At 62.2% G+C, this 18,643-nt stretch carries 3 protein-coding genes; 1 reads left to right on the forward strand and 2 read right to left on the reverse strand.

Translation table 11 applies throughout. The features are described 5' to 3' along the window. Window positions 1-262: 262 nt before the first annotated feature. Together EHW12_RS35875 and EHW12_RS16715 are read right to left on the reverse strand one after the other, a co-directional pair. Window positions 263-2,245 (reverse strand): alpha/beta fold hydrolase, encoded by a 1,983-nt coding sequence (locus EHW12_RS35875; RefSeq protein WP_277426199.1) that lies wholly within the window; start codon window positions 2,243-2,245, stop codon window positions 263-265. After that, the gene (locus EHW12_RS16715; RefSeq protein ID WP_277426200.1) at window positions 2,215-16,458 is read right to left on the reverse strand and encodes a non-ribosomal peptide synthetase; all 14,244 of its coding nucleotides are present in this window, start codon (window positions 16,456-16,458) and stop codon (window positions 2,215-2,217) included. The genes EHW12_RS35875 and EHW12_RS16715 overlap by 31 nt, the downstream gene beginning before the upstream one ends. Before the next feature lie 192 nt (window positions 16,459-16,650). Between EHW12_RS16715 and EHW12_RS16720 the strand changes: the two genes are divergently transcribed. After that, entirely contained in the window at window positions 16,651-18,510 is a 1,860-nt protein-coding gene (locus tag EHW12_RS16720) for a DUF4012 domain-containing protein (protein ID WP_125051209.1), read from the forward strand. The last annotated feature ends 133 nt before the right edge of the window (window positions 18,511-18,643 follow it).

Genomic DNA, 18,643 nt, shown 5'->3' on the forward strand with positions numbered 1-18,643 from the left:
CGCGGGGGAAGGTCGCTGCGACGTGTCAGCTCAGGCCGAAGAGCGCGCCGATGATGGTCCGAGCAGCCTCGAAGAGCGCGTCGACGGACGGAACACCGATTTCAGAGCTGATGGAAAAAAGGGAACCCAACATACGATCCTCCGGAGATAGTTTCTGAATGGCTTACTGCCACAAGGGAAATGCTACAGATTCTACTTGCGGAACTGAAGCAAGGGGACCACGGGAGTGACAATTCCGGACCAAAGTCCCGGCCCGTTAGATCTACTGCACCCCAGTATGATTGCGATCCTTCGAATCCGAATCGACACCTTCGAGATAGCCGACGAGAACTTGGGCGACCTCCGCCAACACCTCAGTGCTCGACATTTCCGAGTGGGAGCAGTCGACCAGGTACGCCCGCAACGGCCCCACCAGTTCGGACCACCTTTCGACCAGGTGACGATGTTCAGGCAGATCATGCTGCGCCACAAACAGTTCCACTGACCCGAAATAGTGCCGCGGCGTGTGGTCCCGAACGATTCGCGACAGTTTTTCCACCCGACCCACTACGGATTCGAGTACCGTATCGGAAAGGAAATCCATACCGGTCTGCCTTCGGATCTCTGCCGCAACGTCTGTGAAAGTCAGTGCTGCAGTTTCAGTTTCAACCTCGGATAGCCCGATCTGCGCGAACAGTTCGGAAGGTTTCGGAGCCGCTTGTACCGATGGCATCATCTCCGGTAACAGCGCGTCGAGCATGACAACCGAACCGACCAGATCGCCGGCCTCTTCGAGCTGGCTCGCCATCTCGAGCGCGATCGTTCCGCCGGCAGACCAACCCAGTAGATGGTATTCACCCGACGGCTGCACCGTCCGTACGGCATCGACGTACCCCGACGCCAACTCCGCCACCGTGCCTGGCAATTCACCTGCTCCCGTTGCCTGGATGCCGTACACCCGTCGACCCCGCAGCTGACCGACGAGTCCGGCGTAGCACCAGGCGATTCCGCTGACCGGATGCACACAGAACAACGGCGGCCGTTGGTCATCGGGGTCGCCGCCGAGCATGACGACCGTGTCCAGCGGATCCGAACGAAGCGAATCACCCTCGAAGACATCGGCATGAACGAGATCCATCCGAGAGGCAAGCTCCGCCACAGTTCGGTCGGTGAAAATCCATTGAACCGGGAATTCCCTGTTCAGGCTCTCACGCAAGCGCGTAGCCACTCGAACTGCACCCATCGATGTCCCGCCGAGCTCGAAGAAGTCGTCGTAGCGGCCGACCGATTTCGCGCCGGTCACGCCCTCGAATGCCTGTGCCACGTGACGTTCGGTATCCGAGATGGGTCGATCCGCACTCGACCCTGGCTGCGGTGAAGGAGCAGGAAGTGCCGCTGCGTCTATCTTCCCCGAAGCGAGCAACGGTACCTCGCCCACTATCGTCACCGACGAAGGCAGCAGGTGCTTCGGCAGCAGGCCGGAGACGAACCCGCGAAGCTCCGATTCCGTCGCCGAACCGTTTTCCGCCAACGTCACATACGAACGGAGTTCAGCGGATCCGTGCCCGTCGTCACAGACAACGGTTACCGAGAAGGCCACTGCTCCATGGCTTGACAGAGCCGCGTCGACCTCCGCCGGTTCCACGCGGACACCCCGCACCTTCACCTGCGCGTCGTTGCGACCCAGGTACTCGAGCGCTCGGTCGTGACGCCTACGACGCACGAGGTCACCCGTGCGATACATCCGGGTCCCCACCGCATGAGGATTGGCAACAAAGCGCTCGGACGTCAGAGCCGGGGAAGCGACGTACCCCCGTGCCACATTCTCACCGGCGAGGAACAGTTCTCCCGCAACGCCATCCGGAACCGGTCGGAGCCTCTGATCGAGAACAAATGCCGTCGAACCAGGGACTGGAGTGCCGACAGTGACGTCCGCGTCAGTGATCCGTGCGGAAATCGATGCCGCGATCGTTGATTCGGTCGGTCCGTATCCGTTGACGATGCGATGTCGGGGTGACCACGCCGACGCAAGGCGCGCAGAGAGCGGCTCCCCCATCGATTCGACGATCAACGGTTGCACTGCATCCGGATCGACTGTCGCCAGGACCGTCGGCGTCACGATCAGATGTGTTACGTCGGCGGCTATCAGCAGATTCGTGAGTTCTTCTCCCCCGTAGACGAAGTCGGGAGTCAGAATCAGCGTTCCACACCCTGCAGCCGCGAGAAGGATCTCGATCACCGACGCGTCGAAGGTCGACGACGCCAATTGCAGGACTCGGGGCCACGCTCGAGCTCGGCGATCTCGGCGTGTGCGGTGCAGACGTTCATGATTCCGCGGTGTGAAACCTCCACGCCCTTGGGTCTTCCCGTGGAACCCGACGTGTAGATGACGTAGGCGAGGTTGTCGGGGTGAGCCGGCGTTGCCGATACCTCGGCAGCGCCACCAGCAGTGCGGGATTCGTCCATCGCCACCCACTCGACGCACTCGGGCAAACTCTCGGATGCACCTCCCGCTGTCAAACCGACAACCGAACCGCATTCCTCGACCATCGTCTGCCGGCGCGCTGTCGGCAGCGCCGGATCGAGCGACAGCCACGCTGCGCCTGCACGCGCTACTGCCCACAACGCAACGATCCACAGATGCCCGCGCCCGAGCGCAACGGCCACCACGTCGTCGGGTCCGATTCCTCGGACCACCAACTCGCGTGTCCAGTGCGACGACTCCTCGTGCAGGTCGCGGTAAGTCCAGCGTCTGCCGTTCTCTTCCAGCGCGACGCCGTCGGGCGCCTGACGCAGAGCGCGTTCGAAAATGTCGGCAATCGTCAGAGGTTCGACGTGGCGAGGATTCGCAGCAGTCAGCGCCGAGCGTTCGAGTCCGGACAGCAGTTCGATCTCCCCGATCACAATCTCGGGTTCCGCGGTCACTGATTCGGCGATACGTCTCACCCGCTGCATGAACAGTTCCGCGGTCGACTCGCGGAACTTCTCCGTCGCATACAGCAATCGAATAGTCAGACTGTCACCGGTGTCGACCAGGTCCCACGTCAAGTCGTAACCGGTCGACGCCCCTGCGTTGTCGATGTCGAAGACGGTAATGCCGTCGATCTGCGGCAACTCCAGCGCTCGCCGGTACGCCAGCATGACCGTGAACAGCGGATGCTCGTTCATCCTGCGCGGCGGATCGACCTTCGCAACGACGTCGTCGAACGAGACGTCCGCGTTCGCCATTGCTTCCAGATCGGCACGGCGAACCTCGTCCAGAACAGCAGCGAAGCGATCGGTGGAGTTGATCCTCGTGCGCAATGCGACAGTACCCACCATCATTCCGGCGACGCTCAGCAGCGCCGGATCGTTCCGCAGACTCACAGCTGCTCCCACCACGACGTCGTCCGTGACGCACTCGCGAGCGAGCAGCACGGCAATCACGCTGTGGACGACCATGAATACCGTGACGCCATGCGAACGAGCCAACGCCGACAACGCGTCGTAGGTGGCGCCGTCGAGGACTTCCGTCACCATCTCCTCGGATCGTGAAGACACGGGACTCCGGGGGTTGTCGACGGGTAGAGCCAACACATCCTCGACGCCACAAAGTGCGTCTGACCAGTAGTCGAGTTGCCGGTGGGCCATGCTGAGAGAATCCTCGGGGTCACCCAAGCTCTCTCTCGCCCAGAAACTGTAGTCGCCGTAGCTGATCTCCCCCGACGAGCGATCCCAGGGAAGACCTGCCGACCTGGCCTCGAAGGCTGCCACGAAATCGGTCAGGATCGGGCCCATCGACGCTCCGTCGATCGCGATGTGGTGAACAACGATGACCAGGACCGTCAGTCCTGCAGAGTCGACTCCTGCCTTTTCGGCGAACACACGCACACGGAACGGAACATCTCGTTCGAGATCGAACGGCACAGTCGCGAATGCCGAAGCGCTCGCACGGATATCGCCGACGTGTACCGCAGTGAGATCGAATGCAACAGAGTCCATTTCAAGTTGTTGCGGACCGAATTCACCCGGAACACAGACAGTTCGCAATACGGCATGGTGATCGACGACGTCGCCGAGCGCGCTGCTCAAGACCGAACGATCGACGTCGTCTGCCAGGACCGCTGCAAACGTCAGGTTGTACGCAGTCGATTCCGGCTGAAGCTGATTGATCAGCCAGAGTCGTTGTTGCGAGGGCGCCAGCGGGGCCGGCTTGCCGGGATCACGTCGAGTCAGTTCGCGGCGTTTGCCATCGGACGCGCTCGCCGACAGCCACTGAGACATCGCTCGCGGCGACGGATTGTCGAAGACGGCGCGAACAGGCACATCTCGCGCGAAGATCGAGGCGAGTCGACCTGCCACCGCTGCCGCGGCCAACGAATCACCACCTGATTCGAACAGGTTGTGCAGAGCGCCGAAACTTCCGGACACGTGTTCCGACATGACAGCGGTGACGAGTTCCTCCGAAACCGTCACTGCTGCATCGGGCGCCTGGCTCTCGAACACATGGCGCCGCAACGCATCTGCGTCCAGTTTTCCGTTCGTCGTGAGCGGGATCGACTCCAATACGACCACGCGGCCGGGCATCAGATACGCAGGCAACATCGCGGCCAACTCGATTGTCAGCTGATCCGCCTCCACACCATCGCCGACCGCGCACGCAACCGCAATGTCGTCGACGAGGACAACCGCCGCAGCCTCGACGCCCGTGCACCGACGCAGAGCTGATTCGATTTCGGCGGGCTCGACGCGGATTCCTCGCACGCTCATCTGACGGTCGGAGCGTCCGACGAATCCGAGCCTGTCATCCGTGCGGCGATGAACCAGATCACCGGTCCGATAACGGCGGTGCCCACCGGGTGCTGCGATGAACGACGTGGCGGTGCCGGCAGGATCTCCGGCATAGCCCATCGCAAGCCCGGGCCCGCTGACGTACAACTCACCGATCCCGGCCCACGGCACCGGACGCAGTCGCGTATCGAGCACCTCTGCACCGATTCCGGCGAGCGGGACTCCGATGGTGACCCGATGATCCACTTCGGCGACAGTGGTGACCACCGTGCATTCCGTCGGTCCGTACGCATTGAGCATTCGCGCGCGGCGACTCCACGCACGCGCGGTGGAAGGTGAGAGCACATCGCCACCGACTGCCACCACCTCGAGCGAATCGAACCGCTCCGGAGCCATCGTGTCGAGTACGGCTGGAGTGGACAACATGTGAGTGACGCCGCGTTCTGCGACGAATTCTTCGAGTGCCCTTCCGCCGAAAGCCTCCCGAGGAGCGACCGCCAAGGTAGCCCCGGCGCCGATCGCCAACATCATCTCGAGGATTGCTGCATCGAACGTCGGTTTGTAACCGTGCAGCACAACCGAGTCCGAAGTCACGCCGTACTTGCGGACAGCATCGTCGGTCAGCAGGCCCAGTCCTCGGTGTGTGACTGCAACGCCTTTCGGTTCACCGGTCGACCCGGACGTGTGAACAACGTACGCGACTGAATCCGGATACTGCCGACCGGGAACAGGGCTGCGATCGGAGAGGACGGTGCGCAGCTGCTTCAGACGTGCCGGCGGCAGGTCGGGGTCGATCGGTACGAATGCCGCGCCCGTCTTCGAGATCGCCAACATTCGGACCAGGTACGCGATAGTCCGTACCGCCGGAATCTCGTACACGGCACCCGGTCCTGCTCCCCGGGCCACCAGTTCCCAGGCTTGGGCATCCGAGGCAGAGTCGAGTTCGGCATACGTCACCGTGCGGTGTCCGTCGTCGAGAGCAATGTTGTTCGGGAATCGCGCCGCGGTGGCGGCGAAGATCTCGGTCAGCGTGCGGGACGAATCGACCTCGGCAGCAGTCCAACTGGGCGCCGCGCCCACCACGAGATCCGAAACGAGTACTGGTACATCCTCGGCAATCGAGGTGAGCACTCTCGACAGCTGTCGGGTAACCGCGTCGGCGCTCGAAGGATCGAATGCGCTCGCGGCATAGATGAGCGCTCCGGTCAATGAACCGTCGTCAGCGGGTGCGAGCGAGACATGCATGGGGAACTTCGTTGTCGCGGTCTCGATTTCGCGAGCCTCGATCGTGAGGCCGGAAACCTCCACGGCAGGGATCGCGAAGTTCTGCAGACCCAGCGCAATCTGGGGAGTTCGTCCACCGAGCAGCTCACCAACCAACTCGGCAGGAACAGAGCTGTTTTCGAACGCTGCCACATCAGCATCGAAAGCTGCACCCAACAGAAGATCGATCGGCACGTCCCCGTCGATCCGAAGGCGAAGAGGCACCGTATCCACGAACATGCCGACCACGCCGTCGAGCTGAGGCGCCCGCCGTCCGTCGACAGCTGTCGCGATCACGACATCGGGATTTCCACTCAGCTTGGCAAGCACCACCGACAACGCCGCATGAACCACCGTGAACAGCGAGACCTTCAATCGGTCGGCTCGCGCCTGCAGTGCCGAGGTGATGACGGCTGGTATCACGAAGTTCACTCGCTGCGCTAAGGTATCCGGCCCGCCATCGGAGTGATCCACCGTCAGCGGAGACACAGATGTCACACCGTCCAGCGTTCGGCGCCAGAACTGCTCGACGACAGGGGAAACGTCACGTGCTGCCTCCCACGCGGCAAAATCCCCGTACTGGATCGGCAACGGAGACCATTGCGAATCCAGTCCAGCTCGTCGCTTGCCGTACGCGGTCAGCAGGTCGCCGACCACCGTTCGCATCGACACCCCGTCGACTGCGATGTGATGAAAGCTCACTGCCAGAACGTGCCTGACCGGTGACACCTGGAGCAGCATCCAGCGCACCGGCAGGTCTGCCGCTACATCGAAACCGCGCGAGCCGAACTCTCGCAGCAGCACCTCGACCTCGATGTCGGCGACCAACCGCGTTTCCATTGTCACGGAGGTCGGAGGATCCACGACCTGAACCGGTGGAGTGCCCGGATACCGGGTTCTGAGGACATCATGACGACCGACAAGATCCGTTGCTGCCTGACGCAGCGCGGCCGCGTCGAGTTCACCGTCGATCTCGATGCAGATCGGCAGGTTGTACGCGCCGCTCGCCGTGTTCCGCTGATTCAGTACCCACATCGCACGCTGGTTTCGTGACAGGGGTGCGGGCGTGGGGTCGCGGCGCGGTTCCAGTCGGACAAGATCGTTCACCGAGTCGTTCTGCTCGAGCGAATCGAGCCGGGCTGCCAACGCCGCAACTGTTGGATGCTCGAATACGGTCCTGAGCGGAACAACCAGCCCCAGAGTACTACTCAAGAGCGAGGTAACCTCCGCGGCCGACAGCGAGTTGCCCCCGAGCGAGAAGAAGTCTGCGTCGCGGTCGTCCTCATTCCCACCGAGGACGGAACCAAAAGCTCCGGCTACAAGACGTTCGGTGGCGGTGGCCGGCCCCTCTGCACGGGAAGCATCCAGTGTCGGCGACGGGAGACGGGCGAAGTCGACCTTGCCGTTCCGCATCGGAAGCTCGCCCTCGATGTCGACGATGACATGCGGAACCATGTACGTCGGAAGGACTTCTGCGACGGCAGCGCGAAGTTGACCAGTGTCAACTCTTTCGGCACCTGAACTTCTCACGTAGGCGACCAACAGAGGACTTCCACCTTCGGCCGACCGAACCCCGACGACACAGAAGTCGACGTTCGCGACAGACTGAATGACTGCCTCGATCTCACCCGGTTCGATCCGGACACCGTTGACCTTCACCTGCACGTCGGTTCGCCCGAGATAATGCAGGCGATACGTATTTCCCTCGGATTTGGGGCTTTCCGGCTTCCACATCACCAGATCGCCCGTCCGGTACATCCGGGCGCCTGAACCGGTTGCCACGAATCGTTCCGCAGTTCGGGCCGGTTGGCCGGCGTAACCGCGAGCGAGCATTCGACCTGAGAGATACAGTTCGCCGGCGACTCCCGGCGGCACCGGTTCGAGTCGATCATCGAGTACGACGGCGTCGACCCCGGCCAGTGGATACCCGATCGATCCGTCGTGAGTGTCAGCCGACAGTTGTTCGATCGACAGTGGTTCGGTAGCAAGCGAATACATCGTCGACTCGGCAGGTCCGTATCCGTTGATGACTCGGCGTCCGGCTTGCCAGCGCTTCGCCAACGCGCCGCCGAGTCGCTCGCCCCCGAACATCACCGTGGAAAGGTCCGGCAGCGAAGGATCGCCGATCGAGGCGACGACAGTAGGTGTGGCGCACAGATGAGTAATTCGCTCGCGCCTCAGTGCTGATGCGAGTCCCGAGCCGAACAGTTCTTCGTTCTTCGCCAGAACGAGCGTGGCCCCGGACGCACTCGCGATGAGCACCTCGAGCAACGTCATGTCGAATCCTGGCGCTCCGCGATGGAATACGCGAGAACCTGGCCCAGCCGAGAATCGACCGGGCAGGTCTTCGGCGATCACACCGAGCCCGCCGTTGGTCACGACCACAGCCTTGGGGGTTCCGGTCGTTCCTGACGTGAAAACTACGTAGGCCGCCAGGTTCTCGGAATATTCGCGCACCGAGTCGGTGACTTTCTCACCACCAGCATCTTCACCACCAGCGTTGCGGCCGCCGATTGCTCCGGTGCCCAGTGTTTCGAGGACATCGCGTACTCGCGCCTGCGGCTGTTCCGGGTCCGTCAATGCCGGAGCTGCACCGACCTTCGCGATTGCCCACAGTTGCACGATCGACGCAATCGACCGATCTGCAGTCCAAGCAGCGACCTGGTCGACTCCAACTCCCCGGGAGCGCAACTCGTCGGCTGCGACATCCGACTGGGCATCGAGTTCCCGGTACGTCAGTGTGTTGCCCTCACCCTCGACCGCCACAGCGTCCGGGGCGGATTCGACGCCGAAGCGCAGCATGGAGGCAAGTGTCGTACCGGAAAGTCGAGATCGATCAGGCCGGTCGACCGCGCCGTGTGCGGGGACGAGAAGAGCTCGTTCCGCACTGTCCAACAGGTCGATTTGCCCTACGGCGACATTCGGGTCGACAGACACTTGATTCAGGAAGCGCTCGAACCGGCCCGCAAAGCTCGATACCGTCAGATCATCGAATAGATCAGCGTTGTAGACGAATTCGAGACCGAGTTCGCCCCCGACCCCCTCGTCCGTGACGTTGACCTGCAGATCGAAATTTGCGTGCCTGACTTCAGGAGCAATCTGTGTGATGTCCAGCCCTGGTATCGACCACGCGGCGGTCTCAGCAGTTCGGAACGAGAGCGCCACCTGGAACAACGGATGTCGCGAACGCGATCGCGGTGGGTCGATCAGATCGACCAGCGATTCGAAGGGCATCTCTGCGTGCGCGAACGCCGCTACGTCACGCTGACGAACCTGCTCGACCAACCGGCCGAACGAGTTCGACGGATCGACTTCGGTTCGAAGAACAATCGTGCCGGCAAACATGCCGACCAGCTCGTCGAGTTCAGGTGTGACGCGTCCGGACACAACAGTGCCGACAGCTACGTCATTGCTACCGTTGTACCTCGCCAACAGCGCCGCGAGAGCGGCGTGTACAACCATGAACATGGTCGCGTTGTTCGATCGCGCGAGTGTCTGAAGGCCCGTTCGTACCGAACCTGAGATCTCCACCCGATAGCTCGACGCACGGGCGAACGTCGAACGTGGACGATCGAGGGGAAGCGTCACCTGCTCGGGAAGTCCTTCGAGAGCCTGCATCCAGTAGCTGCGTACCGTCTCGGGAATCCCCGATTCCCTTTGCCATGCACTGTAATCGGAGTATTCGAGCGCGAGCGGCGACCACTGCGGAGCGTGCTGCGCCGAGCGGGCGATGTACGCCGCAGTGAAGTCGCGGACCAACAATTCGAGTGATCGAGCGTCGGCGGCAATGTGATGGACGACGACAGCCAGGATGTGCTCGACAGGTGAAACCTGGAGAAGTGCCGCACGTACGGGCGGATCAACGGTGACATCGAAGCCCGAACCCACCAGTTCTGCTACACAATTCTCGGCGTCGCCGCCGTCGAGTGCCTCGAGCTGAAAGGCCGGAAGCGCATCCTCGGCGTCGAGCACCGTCTGAACCGGGCCGCCGCCGACAACCGGGTACACGGTCCGCAGAGTGCGATGGCGATTGATCACGTCACGAATTGCCAGTTCGGCCGCAACCACGTCCAGCTCGCCTGCCAAGCGCAGCACGATCGGGATGTTGTATCCGGCGGAGTCTGTATCCAACTGATTCAGAATCCACATTCGATGCTGGGAAGCTGACAGGTGCACTTTCGTGTTGTCCGAACGAGGCCCCAAGGACACGTCAGACGCGTGCTCCGCGCCGGTTCGCCCTACACCTATCCGCGCAGCAGCGATGTCTGCGAGCTGATCGACGGATGGGTGCTCGAACACATCGCGGACGTCGAGGTTGCAGCCCAGGGCGGAGTTCAGACGCGACGAAAGACGAGTGGCGATCAAGGAATTGGCGCCTTGATCGAAGAGGTTCCGGACCGGATCGACATGCGGAACTTCCATCAAATCGCTCAAAATAGCTGCGACTGTCTGCTCGAAGAAGTCTCGCGACTGCCGAGTCGGCTGCGTGAGAGACACCGGGGTCGGCAACGATGCTCGGTCGATTTTGCCGTTGATCGTGACCGGTAATGACGCGAGCGCCATCAAAGCCGACGGAACCATGTGCGCGGGCAGCAACGAACGAGCAGTCCGCAAGACGCCGTCGAGGTCGTGTCCGCTCCCCGGGGTGATGTAACCGACCAAAGTCGGCCCGCTGTCGAGTTCTCTCACCACTACCGCGGCCTGCTCCACCGACGTGTGAGCCAACAGCGCGGATTCGACCTCGCCCGGCTCGATGCGGTAACCGCGCAGTGCCATCTGACCGTCGGCGCGGCGAACATATTCGAGTCGGCCGGCTCGCCAACGGACCAGATCGCCGCTGCGGTACATCCGTGATCCATCGAATCCGGGTTCAGGCACGAATCGCGAAGACGTCATCGCGGGTCGACCCAAGTAGCCTTCGGCCACCTGCGGACCCGCAACATACAGTTCGCCGACAGATCCCGGAGGGACGGGCTTCAACGACGCGTCCAGTACGTAGCTGCGCAACCCTGGTAGTGGGGACCCGATCGGCGAGACAGTCTCGTCACCGGGGACAAGATCGAAACTGGTGACATGGACTGTGGTTTCGGTGATTCCGAACATGTTGACGCCCCGCACGTCCGGGTGCCGATCGAACCAAGCCTCCACGCGCCCGGCGTCGAGGCGATCACCGCCGAAAACAATCGTCCGGAGCGGAAGCAGCATTTCCTGCGTGACTTCCGCCAACGCATAGAAGGCGGCCGGGGTCTGATTGAGAACGGTCACTCGTTCCCGCACAATCAGATCCGCGAATCTTTCGGGTGAGCGCGCGACATCACCGTCCACGATCACGAGGGATCCGCCAGTGGTCAACGAACCCCACATCTCCCAGACCGAGAAGTCGAATGCGTACGAATGAAACATCGTCCACACATCTTCGGCGTTGAAGTCGAAGATCTCTCGGGTCGAGGCGAGCAGCGCCAACACGTTGTCCTGAGACACCACTACGCCTTTGGGAGCTCCAGTTGATCCTGAAGTGTAGATCACGTAGGCGGCGGACTCCGACTGTGCAACGGGCCAGTCGGCCGTAGCGTCAGTCGTCTCGTCCACGAAGATGACAAGTTGCTCGTACCCAACGAACCGCCCAGCAGATTCGTCCGTCGACAGAATCGCTTTCGGGCCTGCATCGGCAAGTACGTAGTGGATACGAGCGTCGGGATACTGCAAGTCGATCGGTACGTACGTCGCGCCCGCGCGAATGACAGCGATGATGGCTACGACGAGGTCGACCGATCGAGGCAGGGCGACCGCCACGCGATCACCGACTCGAATTCCTCGATCGATCAAGACAGCGGCAAGGCCCTCCGAACGAACTCGCACCTCTTCATAGGTGACGCGAGTATCGCCACTCGACACCGCGATTGCATTCGGATGCCGGGCTGCGACGGCCCCGAAGAGGTCAGGCAGCGACTGCGCGACAATCGAAGGCGCCGGCACCCGAGTCGACAATTCTTCGCGTTCCGCAACACTGAGAACATCGATGTCACGCAGCATGATTGACGAGTTCTCGGTAATCGAGCCACACACTCGACGAAGCCGCTCGACCCAGCTCTGCACGGTGCCTGCATCGAACAAATCGTCGGCATATCGGAAAGTGCCGCGAATACCGCTCGCGTCGCCGTCAATCGTACGATCCTCGCGCACCGTCACTTCGAGGTCGAAGCGAGGGTGCACGGGGGGTAGCGGAGTGCCGTGCACCGTCAGAGTTCCCATCGCGATCTCGGAGTCGGGCGCTACCGGATCGACAGCGAGAACAACTCGGAGGAAAGAATTCTTCTCGCCTACGGCCCCACCGACCGCACGGTCGACCACCCAGTCGAACGGGACGTCGGCATTGGACAGGGCCGCCACATCAACCTCGCGCACCCGAGTCAAGAACTCACCGAAAGTGTCTCCGCCGCGAAGGAGCGTTCGCAGCGCGACGGTCCCGACGAACATACCGACGACACCGTCGAACGAAGGATGCGTTCGTCCGGAGGTCGGGGTCCCGATGACCACATCGGACGCACCGGTGATCTTGCTCAGTGCGATCGCAAGGCAAGCGTGCAACACCATGAAGGTTGTGCAGTCGTGCGCGCGAGCGATCTCGTTCAGCGCCGCATGGATAGGTGAGGGCAACTCGAACGTCACGTCCCGAGCCGACGACGGTTGGTCCGGCCGGCGGGATCTGTCCACGGGAAGCGCCAGAGTCGGATCAACACCGGCGAGTGTGTCGGACCAGAATTCCAGCTGGCGTCCTGCCAAGCTCTGTGGATCCGCGGGATCACCGAGAATGGTTCTGTGCCAAGCGGAATAGTCGCGGTAGTCGAGAGCGGGCGAAGGCCAGATCGGCGACCGTCCGTCGGCGCGAGCGTCGTACGCCGCGATGAGGTCCGAGACGATCGTCGCGAACGAAAGGCCGTCCAGGGCGATGTGATGGGCAACCACGGTCATGCGGTGGTCGGCATCGCTGCCGGAGGCGAGGATCAAGCGAAGAGGCGTATCGGTCGCCAGGTCGAAACCCGCCGCAACCAAATCCGCTGACGCAGCCTCGTAATCCTCGGACGCAACCTCGATCAGAGTCACCGGAGTCGCGGTCGCAACCTGGATCGGCCACGCGTCGTGATTCTGGTCGAACGAGAAAACAGTACGCAAGACGAGATGGCGATCGGTCAGGTCACCTACCGCCACCCTCATCGCCTCGATATCCAGAGCACCACTGAACGCGACCTCGAACGCAATGTTGTACGCCGACGACTGGGGATCCAGACGGTTGAGTAACCACAGGCGTTGTTGCGCCGGTGCGATTTCCACGACGAGGTCGTCCGAAATGCGTTGGGGTTCCACCATCCACTCCGCCCGCCCCGCACGGATCACCCGGGCCAGGCGCGCCGGCGTCGGGGCACCGAACACGTCCCTGACACCAACCCGTCTTCCGAGGGCGGAACTCACTCGCGCGGCGACATACACGGCGTCGAGTGAACTACCGCCCCAGGCGAACAAGTCGGAGTGCGGTCCGAGAACTCCGACGCCGAGGACCTCGGCCATCACCGAGGCAATCAATTCCTCGTCGTACCCGATCGGGTGGTTGACCGCCGCGCGCTGCTCGGCCGGCGCGGACGACGCCGTTTCGGGGAGCGCTGAACGGTCAGTCTTTCCATGGCTCGTGACGGGCAATGCTGCCAAAATAGTCACCGAACTCGGCAACATGGAACGAGGAAGTCGGGAAGCCAGATGATCGAGCACCATCGTCTGGCTCAACGGATGAGCTGCACCTTCGGCCACGGTCACATACGCCGCAAGCGACCCTGATCGCTCGACCACCGCTGCTTGCGCAACGCCGGGAGTCGACAGGAGCACAGCCTCGATCTCGCCCAGTTCTACGCGTACTCCACGGATCTTCACTTGTTGGTCAGAGCGGCCCAAGAACTCGAGTTGACCGGCAGCGTTCCATCGCACCATGTCCCCGGTGCGGTACATACGCTCACCAGCGCCGGCAGCACCGAAGGGCGCAGCGACAAAACGCTCCGCGGTGAGCGTCGGAGAAAGGTACCCTCGCGCCAGTCCGTGTCCCATCACGTACAGCTCCCCCGCGGCGCCGACCGGAGTGGGCAGCAACGACGAATCCAACACCACAGCGGAAACGCCGTCGATCGGGCGCCCGATCGGAGTATCACCACCAGGCTCGAGCGGCTCGCTCATGAATGCCGCGACGGTCGCTTCACTGGGGCCGTACGAATTCACGATGTCGACATGACTCGACCACACATCCACGAGCGCCACCGGCGGTCGCTCGCCACCGACGTTCAACACTCGAAGATCCGGCAGTTTCCGAGGATCCATCGTCAGCGGAACCGATGGCGTCGAGTTCAGGTGCGTGACACCTTCGAGCCGCAAATAGTCTTCGAGGTCCACTCCGCCGATCAATCCGGGAGGAACGATCACTGCGGTCGCGCCGCAGCCGTGCGCAAGCAGAATCTCGAGGATCGCCACGTCGAACGATGTGTTTGCAAGGAGCGCGACGCGGGAGGAACTATCGATGTTCAGACGCCGTGCGTGAGAACGCAGCAACGGCACAATGCCTCGGTGCGTGACCGCGACACCCTTCGGTCGCCCGGTAGAACCAGAGGTGTAGACCACGTAGGCGGTGTCGTCCAGAGACAGGTCGGCGATAGATGAACCCGCCCCCACGCGTCGATCCACCGGCCCTTCGACGGTCTCGTCGCCACTGGGATCAACGACGCACACCCAAGCCGGCACGTCCACGAGTTCGCCACCGACCACAACCGACACGTCGGCGTCGTCGAGAATGAAAGCGACACGCTCGGAGGGTGTTTGAGGATCCACGTAAAGAAGGACAGCACCAGCCCGCACTACCGCGTGGAATGCAACTACGGAATCGGTCGAGCGCTCGGTGAGGATCCCGACGACGTCGCCTCGTCCGACTCCGTTCTCCACGAGCAAGGCGCAGAGTGATTCCGCGCGAGCGCCGAGCTGGTCGTAAGTGACGTCCACACCTTGCTCGCGGATCGCGACAGCACTCCCCTGCCCTGCGCCGCCTCTGAAGACCGAATCGAGCGTCGCGAATCCGTCCGTCCGCGGACCCAGCGCGGGGACCAGATCCTTCACTTCATCCGTCGAGAGGATGCGGAGGTCACCGAGCGCACGGGTAGCCGAGTCGAGGAACCCTTCGAGTAGCCGAACGAACTGACGATGATGCATCGCCAGGTCACGTTCGCCGTAGAGGTGCGGATTGGCTTCGAAGGACAGGCGAACGTTCTCCCCCGCGATCGACGGATAGATGCTGAAGAACAGGTCTTCGGTGGGTCCGGATGTGAGGACGTGAAATTCGCCGACGACGTCACCGAGCCGAATCGCTTCGTGAAACATCATGACGTTCACGGCCGGGCCCGCCGCCTCACGGGATCCGCCCTGCCCCTCCTGGAAGCCCATGTCCTCGTAGCGGAATCGCTGGTGGCGTAGTGCACCGGTCATCTGAACCGAGATCTGACGCACCAGTTCTCGTGGCGACAGATCCCGTTCGAGTTGCGCACGAACAGGCACGATGTTGGACAGCATCCCACCTGAACGTCTCGACGTCGCCGTGGTGCGGCCGGACACCGGCAAGCTGAGGACTACGTCATCGGAATCAGTCATGCGACCGAGATAGGACGCGAATGCACCGACGAGGACCGCCACCTCGGACGTAGTCCACTCGGTCGCGACATCCGAAAGCTGTTTTGCAAGAGTTGGATTCAGTGTCCGAACCATCATGCGCTGCGGCATGGACGTCAGCCCGGCGCCGTCGGCGAGGCGAACCGGGCGGGGCAGGCCTTCGGACATCTCCGTCCAGTACTGCTCGTCCGATCGATACCGCGACGAGGATCGGTAGTCGACGTCGAGGTCATGCAGTGCACGTACCCCGAAACCACCGAAAGGAGTCAGCGTCTTGCCATGAACCAGATGCGAATAGCGCTCGGCCACCCGAGCGGTGAGTGTCATCGCCGCATGTCCGTCGAGCACGAGGTGATGGGCGTGCGAGTACCAGTAGTAGTGCTCATCTGCCAGGTGAAGCAAGGTTGCCGAGATCAGGCGGTCAGACATCACGTCAAGTGGCCGTGAGTATTCCGCTGTCATCCACTCGTTCGCGCGCTGAACCGGGTCGCGGTCGCTGCGTAAGTCGAGGTATGCGAGATCGTCGACGATCGAATGATCGACGACCTGTGCCGGCTCGGCATCGGTAGCGACGAGGCGAACGAACGGCGACTCCAATTCATGACATGCCGTGTTCGTTGCCTCGATCAGCGCGTCGACGTCAACCGGTCCGCGTAGTTCCACGTACTGAGCCACCACGAACGGAGTTGACGGACTCAATTGCTGCGCGAACCACAGCGCGAGCTGAGCCCGAGACAACGGAAAAGCACTCAACCCGTCACCTCACATTTCACCAGCCTTGTTTTTCACGAACGTTCGGTGGCTGATCACGTGAATCCATGGGAGCGAACACCACGAACGGCCGAACCGAACCCTACTGTCTCGTCTAAGTTTTCACCACTGGGCCAACACTGCTAGACATGTCGACGCAGCTTTCACGCACTCAAACGTCAGGAGCTTCAGCGGATGAACAACGACACGGTGGGACCAAAGTCCGACGACGATTCCGGGGCTGAACCGAGCGGCTCCAACACCATCCCACCGAGGGGCCCGGAGCGCGAAACCAAGGGGGCGGCCGCTTTTCTCCGAAGCCGTAGAACGGCAGTCGCGATCACCGCAACGACGCTGGTAGTGGGCGGTTTCGTGGCATGGCTCGGGTACACGGCATACGAAGCGAAAGACAACCTGGAGGCGGCTCGCGACCACGCACAGTCGGCGAAGAGCGCTCTCATGGCCGGAGATACGGGAGTCGCAGAGTCTGCCGCGGCGGAAGCCGATCGCGAAGCATCGGCCGCATACGACAACACCCATTCACTCCCCTGGAACATCACCGCCACAATTCCCGTCATCGGGTCGCCGTTCGAGTCGACGCGCCAGATGACCGAGGTCGTTCAGGGGCTTACGCGTGACGTTCTCGGCCCTGCCGTAACTACCGGAACTTCACTCGCACCAACGGAATTGGTGCAGCCCGGTGGGCGCTTGGCACTCGCACCGTTACGCGAAGCGGAACCGAAACTGGCCGAAACAGCTATCGCCGCGGAATTGCTGTCGTCGCAGGCACAGGAAGTTCCCGAATCGAAGTACCTGGGCCGAGTTAACGATGCCAGAGCAGAATTACAGTCGCAGACAAGCGAACTGGCTACCCTCCTGACGAACACCGCCACCGCGGCGCGCATCGCACCGGCGATGCTCGGCACCGACGGACCGCGCAACTACTTCATCGGTTTCCAGACCAATGCGGAAGCGCGAGGAACCGGCGGCCTGTTGGGTGGATACGGCATCGTCCGAGTCGACAACGGCGCCGCTCGGGTGGACACACTCTCCCCCAACTCCGAACTAACACTGGACAATCAACCGATAGACCTTGGTCCTGACTTCAACCAGCTGTACGGAAACAGTCGCCCGACCACCGATTCTCGCAACAGCAACCTCAGCTCGCACTTTCCCTACGCAGCGCAGATCTGGCAGTCCCTGTGGTCACAGGAGTCCGGGGGTGAGATGGTCGACGGTGCGATAGCGACCGATCCGATCGCCCTGAGTTACATCCTCGAAGCGGTAGGACCGATCAAGATGCCCGACGGAGAGTCGGTCACCGCCGACAACGTCGTGGAACTGACCGAGTCGACTGCGTACGCTCGCTTCCCTTCCGACAACAAGGCACGAAAGCAGTATCTGCAGACAATCGCAGCTCGTGTCGTGGCGAAGATGACCGGGAACATCAAGTCGCCGAGCGCACTGCTGGAAGCTCTGGGCAAGGGCGTCAGCGAGGGCAGAATCGCCGTGTGGAGCTCTCACCCCGACGAACAATCGGTTCTTGCCGACACCGTCCTCGGGCACACCATTCCCGATGATGCCGCTCCGTACGCCGGTGTGGTGATCAACAACCAAGCCGGCAACAAGCTCGACTACTACCTCACACGAGAAATCGACTACACAGCCGAGACGTGCACCGGCGACACCCGAAAGACAACGGTCACCGTTCGACTGACCAACAACGCGCCCGACGCCGACCTGACCGAATATGTCAGCGGGATCGTCGACAACCCCGGACGACTGCCCAATGGCACCAATGTGGCTGCAGTCACTCTGCTTGCGACAGCCGGCGCCAAACTCGATGCCGTCTCCGTGGGTGGACAGATTTCGTTTGCCGTCAACGGAACCGAACAGGGTCACCCGGCCTACATGACCAGGGCCGTCATTCCGCGAGGCCAGACGGTTGAGCTGAAGTTCGATCTGACCGAGCCCACAGCCGAGGGCGAAGCTCGCGTACCGGTCCAGCCGCTGGTCGACGACCCGAAGATTACCGTCGACGTGCCTACCTGCTGAGCTTGACCGGCAAACGTCGACGAGGCCCCTGGCATGTCGCCGTTTGTCGGGCTCGTGAACTTTCAGCAGATTTGAAACTTTGGCGAAGGCTAGCCTATGCTTCCTGACGCGCCTGGAACCGGCCGTCGGCTGC

This window comes from Rhodococcus sp. NJ-530 (genome assembly GCF_003860625.1).
Taxonomy (GTDB): Bacteria; Actinomycetota; Actinomycetes; order Mycobacteriales; family Mycobacteriaceae; genus Rhodococcus_F; species Rhodococcus_F qingshengii.